The 8,165-nt window shown below is 66.8% G+C and carries 2 protein-coding genes; both read left to right on the top strand.

Annotated features, from left to right (window positions below):
• The first annotated feature begins 348 nt into the window (after nt 1-348).
• Nucleotides 349-4,563 carry a hybrid sensor histidine kinase/response regulator transcription factor gene (locus V5A20_RS11830; protein ID WP_332327416.1) on the top strand — a complete coding sequence of 1,405 codons (4,215 nt, stop codon included), beginning with the start codon at nt 349-351 and terminating at the stop codon, nt 4,561-4,563.
• A gap of 637 nt (nt 4,564-5,200) precedes the next feature.
• The coding region (locus V5A20_RS11825) for a right-handed parallel beta-helix repeat-containing protein (RefSeq protein WP_332327415.1) at nt 5,201-8,165 on the top strand (2,965 nt) is incomplete at its 3' end.

Below are 8,165 nucleotides of genomic sequence, written 5' to 3'. Positions count from 1 at the left end.
GAGGGGCACGATCGAACGGAAGATTCGAAGACGCGACGCCCCTCAAACCTCCCTCGGCCTCCTTCGTTCGGGTCGGCTTACGGGGCCGATGCCCGAGGGGCAATCGTATCTTGGGGCTGAAGTGAGCGTCGGAGGCGCATGTGCCTTTTCGTTCCAACGTTGCCCGGAAAGAGAGGGCGAATGGGCGTGTGGGGGCACGGAGGGGGAACTCCTGCTCTGCTGCGTCCTCGCTTCAATACGTGGACGTCGAGATGCGATCGCCGTGGGCCTCTCTCTTAAAAACTTGCGTCTTCCCCACCAAACACGTTATAATCGGTTAATTGTCATTCAGTTACCATATCGGAGCTCATGTTGGTGCGGTTTCTCTGCCTCGTCGTCAACCGGCTCGGTCCATCGTCGACCGCACCGAATGGCGTTCCGCAGCGCGTCCTGTTCGTCCCCAAATGTCTCACGTCGCCCTGCGCCCGACGTGGGGGCGTCGTCCTCCTGGTCCTGATGCTTGGGGGCCTGACGGGGAGCGCCCCGGCTCAGCCGTCGACCCAGTACGTCCGCCAGTCCTGGACGGTCAAGGACGGCCTTCCGCAAAACGGCGTGTGGGCCCTGGAGCACACCAACGACGGCTTTCTGTGGACGGGCACGATGCAGGGCCTGGCGCGCTTCGACGGGCACGACTTCACGATCTTCGAGCCCGCGGTCACGGAGGGCCTTCGGGGGAACCGCATTCTACACCTGCTCGAACGGCGACCGGGCAGCCTGTGGATTGGCACTGACATCGGCCTCACCCGCTACCGCGAGGGGACGTTTACGCACTACCGGTACAGGGGACAGTCGCTGGGGAATGTGAACGCGCTCTACGCCGACACCGCCGGTCCCGTGTGGGTTGCAAGCGAGCGCGGCCTCTTCCGTCGAACCCCGGACACCCTCGCGCGAGAATCGCTTCCCGTTTCCCTCCCGGCCTCGTCCATCAGCCATCTCCTGCCCGCCCCCAACGACGGTTTGTGGATCGTTGCGGAGGGGACCCTCCGCCGCTGGCGAGACGGGGCGTTCGAGCCGTCGCCGATTACCCGACAGTTTTCGGATCGGAACGTCGAGGCGGTCTCCCGAAGCCCCGAGGGAACGTGGTGGATCGGGACCCCATCGGCCCTGTTTCGGGTCGAGGCCGACCGCTCGCTCCGCCGCTACCCGCATTCGGCGGCCCGCATCCAGGAGATCGTGGCTCCCTCGCCCCGGCGGCTCTGGGTCATCGGAAGCGTCGACCCCGATCCCGCCGCGACGGACCGGCGGCGGCTGTTTCGCCTCCAAAACGATGAGCTCGTCCCCTTTCCTGTGGAGGGCCTGCCCCCCTACAGCGTGCCCGTCTCCCTGGAACCCGACCCCAGCGGCCAGGTCTGGATCGGCACAAATGGATACGGCCTGCACCGGCTGCGGCGGCGCACCATCGGGCGCTACCCGCACCGGCAAGAACGAAACGGCCCGAATACCCAGACGATCTACCAGGACGGCGGAGGGGACGTCTGGGTGGGCACCTCCGGGCAGGGCCTCACCCGACTGAGCACCTCGGACACCACCACCTACACGGTTCAGGACGGGCTCCCCTCCAACCAGATCCGGGCCGTCGCCGAGGACACGAGCGGAGCCCTCTGGGTCGGCACGTCGGACGGCCTCGCGCGGCGCACGGGGGACGCGTTCGTGGTCCCCCCGGAGGCGGAGCGCCTGCGCGGTCATCGAGTGGGCGCCCTTTACCAGGAGCCCAACGGGTCGTTCTGGGTCGGCACGTTCGGGGCCGGGCTGTTTCGGCGTCGGGGCGACCAATTTGAGCGGGTGCTCTCCCCGGCCGCCCTCCCCGACGCACAGATCTATGTGCTGCGCCGCCAGCCGGACGGGCCGCTCTGGATTGGAACGTATGGAGGCGGGCTGGTGGCATACCGGGCCGGCCGGATGACCCGGTACACGACAACCGACGGCCTTCCGCATCCGTCCGTGCGGGCCCTTCGCGCCCCGAACGACAGCACGCTCTGGATTGGAACCTACGGGGGCGGTCTCGCACGCCTCCGCGACGGGCACTTCGACGGGGTGTCGAAGAGGGACGGCCTCCCGAATCGTACGGTGCACCACATCCTGGCCGACACGTCGGGCCACTTCTGGCTCGCGTCCAACGGCGGGCTCCTCCGGGTCGAGCGGGACCGCCTCCGCGCCGTCGCCAATGGACACACCGACCGAATTTACCCCGATGTCTTCGGCCCCGGCGACGGCATGCCGACCCGCGAGTGCAATGGCGGCGTGCAGCCCGCCGGCTGGCGCACCCGAAACGGTCGCCTGTGGGTGCCCACCATTGGCGGGGCCGCCATCGTGGATCCCGACTCCCTGGACACACAGCCCCCCTCCTCCCTTCCGGTCTACGCGGTCGACGTGCGCGTAGGGGACACCACCTACGCCTCCCTCTCCGCGCCGTTGTCCCTCACCCCCGGCACCAATCAGATCGAAATTCGCTATACCGGCGTGTCGCTGCGCCACTCCGACGAGCTCTGGTTTCGGTACCGGCTGGCAGGCTTCACCGAGGACTGGACCTACACGCGGCGGCGGCGTGCAGCCTACTACACGCACCTCCCGCCTGGAACCTATCGGTTTAGGGTGCAGGCCACCACCGACGGGGAGACGTGGCACCCGGCCCGGTCGACGGTGACCTTCACCATCGCGCCGCACTTCTGGCAGACGTGGTGGTTTCGGGGAGGGATCGGCCTGCTTCTGGGGGTTCTCGGGGTGGGGGCGTACGCCTACCGGGGCCGTTCCCTGAGGCGGCGCGAGGACAGGCTCCGCACCCTCGTCAACGAACGCACCCAGCGCCTCACCCGAGAAATGAAAAGAACTGAGGCGCAGGCCGAGCGTCTCACCGAGCTCGACACCGAGAAGAACCGCCTGTTCGCCAACGTCAGTCACGAGCTGCGAACGCCGCTCACGCTCATCCTGGGGCCCCTTCAGGCTACCCTGGAGGGCAGTTACGGCCCCCTTCCCGACGCGCTCCGTCCGATCCTCCGACGGATGCTGCGCAGCGCCCGGCGGCTCCAGGCCCTCATCGACCAGCTCCTCGATCTTTCGACGCTCGAGCCCGCGGAAGTGCGGCTCGACTGCGTGCGGGCCGACCTCGTCGGTTTCCTGCGCTCGGTGGTGCAGGCCTTCGTGCCCTTTGCCGAGCGAGAGGGCATCACGCTCCAGTTCCGCCCCCGCGTCGAGGCCCAGGCCGTCGACGTCGATCCCGACAAGCTCGAAACGGCGGTGAGCAACCTCCTATCGAATGCCCTCAAGTTTACTCCGGAGGAGGGATCGGTGCTCGTGACCCTCGACGTGCACGAGGGCGATCGCGACTCGTTCGAAATCGCCGTCCACGACACCGGCCCCGGCCTCCCCGACGAGCAGCAACCCCTCTTCTTCGAACGGTTCCACCAGGGCGGGGCCGCCGAGTCACACCGGGGCACCGGCATCGGCCTGGCCCTGGCGAGGAAGGTCGTCGAGCTGCACGACGGCACGATCGAGGTGACCAGCACCGAAGGCACGGGCAGCACGTTCACCGTCCGCCTGCCGCTGCCCGACGACGTCGCGCCCGGCGACGCCCCCGACACGTCCGCCAACCCGGCTCGCTCTCTTCTCGATGAGCGGCCCCTGTCCTCGACGCCCCCCGTGCCCGACCCGGAAGGGGACGTGCCCGTCCCCCCGACCGAGGACCCTGCCCCGGAGGAGGCCCCCCTCGTCCTGATCGTTGAGGACAACGACGACGTGCAGGCCCACCTGCGCCGACACCTCATGGACCGGTATCGGGTGGTCGAGGCCACCGACGGAGCGGCGGGCCTTGACGCCGCCCACAAACACGAGCCGGACCTCGTGCTGCTCGACGTGATACTCCCCGAACGGGACGGCTTCGAGGTATGCCGGGCCCTGCGCCACGACCCGGCGCTGGGTGGAGTGCCCGTCCTTATGCTTACGGCGCGGGCCGCCGAGGGAGATTCCGTTCGGGGGCTGGAGGCCGGTGCCGACGCCTACCTCACCAAGCCGTTCAGTGTGGCGGAGCTGCGGGCCTACATCGACCGACTGCTGGAGGCCCGTGCGACGCTGCGCAGCGGGTTCGGCGCCGACGTGCTCGTGCCCGACGCCGACTCCACCTCCGCCGACGAGGCCTTCCTGGACCGCGTGGTCGACAGCATCGAGGCCCACCTCGACCATAGCAGCTTTACCGTCGACGCCCTCGCCGCCGACGTGGGAATGAGTCCCCGCCAGCTGCGTCGGCGCCTGAAGACCCTCACCGGCCGGACGCCCTCCGTGGTCGTGCGTACGTACCGCCTCCGGTACGCCGCGCAACTCCTGGCCGCCGACGCCGGAACCGTCTCGGAGGTGGCCTACCGCGTGGGCTTCGGGACGCCGGAGACCTTCACGAAGCACTTCAAAGAGCACTTCGACTGCGTCCCCTCGGCGTACCCGCCCGAAGACCCCGATCCGGATCCGTCAACCGGTGCCGACACCCTCCCCTCTCCGTCCGTCTCCGCGGAGGCCGACCCCGACGACCCCTCCTGATCCCGGTCGGCCCAGGAGGCCTCGTTGTCTGGTTTGCCGCCGACCATGGCGATAGACGGGAGGGCCGCGTGATCGACGAATGCCCCCGGCCGTCTTCTGCCGCCGTCTCTCTTTTCGTCGGCTCAGTCGACCCGGAAGCCCGGGTCCTCCCCGGGGCCCCGCTCCGCCTGCACCGCGACCGCCGCCCGCTGCTCTACCGGCGGGGTCAAACAGCCCACGAAGGACTGGGGGGTGCTACGGCTCGAGGACGCCGCTTCGCCTCCACGTGGCACCCGCCGCGCGGTGGCAGCGGGCGATCGAGGCCCACCGGGACGTAACGGACGATCCCCTGGCATCTGGCCCCTGACGGTCGTCGCCCCCCGCAAATCGGACAATGCTTCCCTCAAATCCGGACATGTCCGCCGTTGAGGGGTAAAATGTCCCGAGGACGGCCCTGTGGACCGTTTATATGAAGACCTTCCTACACACGCTCTGCCGTCCCTGGGGACGGGGATCGGGCTTCGACCCCGGCACTGCTTTGCTCCGTACCGGAGCCGATGGACCGCACCTCTCAAGCAGTTCCGACAGCTACTCCTGGCAGTGTGAGCAAAGACCACCGTATATCGACTGTATTCTCTCGAATCGACGCATGTCGACCATGAGCACTTCTACACCCTCTCTTTTTCGATCCGCTGCATTCCACCCCCTCGTCCTTGGCCTGCTGGTGACCGCATGTACGGGCCTACTCGGAGGGACCCTCGTTCCACAGGCCGCGTCTGCACAGAATACCTACGTGGTCGACTCGAACGGCGACGCCGACGATAACAATCTAGGGGACGGGACCTGTGCAACGAGCGGTGGCAACTGTACGCTTCGGGCCGCCATTCGGGAGGCCAACCAGACGACGAACAACGACGACATTGAATTCAACCTCTCGACGACGGCAGGCTTCGCCACAATCGTGCCTGGCAATGAGTACAGAATCGAAGAGCCCGTCACCATCGACGCGACCACGCAGGCCGAATACCCGAGTGCGGTGGACGGCCCGGTGGTCATCCTCGACGGAAGCGACCTCTCCACTTCTTCGGATGACGGCATCGAAGTGGCCGCCTCGAACGTGACGATCCGCGGTCTCGCAGTCAACTCCTTCCCGGACGAAGGCATTCAGGGGTTCGGCGTGGCGGCCGATGTTACCATCGAGGACTGCTTCGTCGGGATCGCGGCCGACGACGGGGAGTCCAATGCCGGCAACGGTACAAATCCGGACGGTACCCGAGACGCAGGCATCTCTCTTCAGGGAGATGAATTCCTCATTGACAATAACGTCATCTCCCACCACAACGGCGACGGGGTTTACATTCAGGGGGGCTCCACCTCTACCGTCGATGTTCTCCAGGGAAATCGGATCGGTCTCGACCACGACGGGGACGCGGCCGCCGGAAACAGCGGGGCCGGAGTGCGGGTCGTCGGAGGGACTGAGGTGCTTGTCGGCTTTGGCCGGAATTACATCAGTGCGAATGGCGGTCCCGGGGTCGTCATTGAGGCTGACGGTCACTTCGTCACAAACAACTATATCGGCACGGATATGGCCGGAACAACCACAACCGGTACCGGCGGCAACGACCTCGGCAATGGAACAAACGGGGTCGTCGTACGGGCCGACAACACCGACATCGAGAACAACCTCATCTCCGGCAATTTGCAGGGAATTAAGGTGGGTGCAACGGGCAGCCCCGCGGACAACACCACGATCACGAACAATGACATCGGCGTGAACGCCAGTGCCGATGCTCCCCTCCCGAATGCCTCGGATGGGATCGACGTGATCGAGGGCTCCGGCACCACGATCGACGGCAACGTGGTGGCTGGGAATTCACGTGACGGTATCGAGATTTCGGCGGTCAACCCCAACACCGACGCGCGCACAGTCATCACCCGCAATTACGTCGGCACCAACAGCAGTGGTGACGCACTCGGCAATGGGCGGGACGGAATTAAGGTGGAGGCCGATCCCAGTTTTGGAAGTCGGGAGGTCGAGATTTTCGACGGCAACGTCATCGGATACAACCGCTTCGATGGAATCCAACTTTCTGGAGGACAACACGACGTCGGCGGCAACTTCGTCGGCACCAATCCAAACGGCGACGACCTCGGAAATGGCGACGTCGGCATTGAGGTCAACAGCACGTCATCCACCCTCTCGATCGGCTTCGGGATTACCACAGCGAGCGGCGGCGCCGCCGCGGTCGTCCCGAACGTCGTCGGGTACAACGCAGGCGACGGAATTGCGATCACCGACGGGGGGGATCACCAAATCAGAGGAAATTACGTCGGCACCAACGCCACCGGGGACAATCTCGGAAACGACGAGAATGGCGTCCTGATACAGGCCACCTCCGGCAACAGCGCGGACGGAAGTGAGGTGGGGTACGGCGCCGGCGACACGGTCCCGGACGATCCGTCGCCCGCAAGCGCCGGACGGGGCAACGTCATCGCGAACAACGGCGGGAGCGGGGTGGTCCTCACCGGAGACGGCGATCCGGTTGGAAACGCCGTTCGGGGCAACCTCATCTCCAACAACGGGGCGGCAGACCAAACGGACATCGGAATCGACCTGGACGGGGACGGGGTCACCCCCAGTGACGCCGGCGACACGGACACCGGCACCAACAACCTCCAGAACTTCCCCGAGATCGACCGGAACCAGACCGAGTACAACACCAGCACCGGAAAGGTGGAGGTGCGCTACAAGGTCAGCTGCAACACGACCGACTGTGACTACGGGACCAATGGTCTGGAGATCGACATTTACCTCGCCGACAGCGAGTCGAGCGGCGAAGGCCTCACGTACCTCCACACCGACGAGTACCCGGAGGCGAGTGCCACGAGCTTCCGTGTGATTTCCTTTGACCCGCCGAGCGGGGTGGCGGTAAGCCGGTCGGACTTCATCGTCGCGACGGCGACGGACGCCTCCGGCAACACGAGTGAGTTCACCAAGCCGCCCGCCACCCAGCTGCCCGTCGAGATTGCGAGCTTCGAGGCGCGGCAGTCCGGCGAGGACGTCGTTGACCTGTCCTGGACCACCGCGTCGGAGGCGGGCAACGCCGGCTTCGTCGTCCAGCGCCGCGACGTCCAGTCGGGCGGCGCAGAGACGGCCTCCGAGGGCAACCTGGAGGGCGGCGCCTGGCAGCGGGTCGCCTACGTCGAGTCGAACGCCAGTGGCGGCACCACGACCGAGGCTCAGACCTACCGCTTTGCCGCCGACGACCTGACGGTAGGCACCCACCAGTTCCGCCTCAAGCAGCGGGACCTCGACGGCACCGAACACCTCCACGACCCGGTGACCGTCGAGCTGACGATGGAGGAGGCCCTGCAGCTGAGCCTCCCGGCGCCGAACCCGGTGCAGAACCGGGCCACCGTCTCCTTTGCCGTCCGCGATCAGGCGGAGGCGACGATCACCCTCTACAACACCCTCGGCCAGGTGGTGCGCACCCTGTACCGCGGGACCCCGGGCGCCGGCGAAGGCCAGACGGTCGACGTCTCGACCACCGGTCTCTCGAGCGGGGTCTACTTCCTGCGCCTGCGGGCCGACGGCCGCACGGAGACCCAGCGCCTGACCGTGG

This window comes from Salinibacter sp., from assembly GCF_036626415.1.
Lineage (GTDB): Bacteria > Bacteroidota > Rhodothermia > Rhodothermales > Salinibacteraceae > Salinibacter.
Note: the sequence above shows the minus strand (reverse complement) of the source record. Positions and strands in the feature narration are given on the sequence as shown.

Excerpts from the sequence above, each read along its gene's own strand:
- V5A20_RS11830 (WP_332327416.1), top strand. The coding sequence starts at position 349 with ATGTTGGTGCGGTTTCTCTGCCTCGTCGTCAACCGGCTCGGTCCATCG.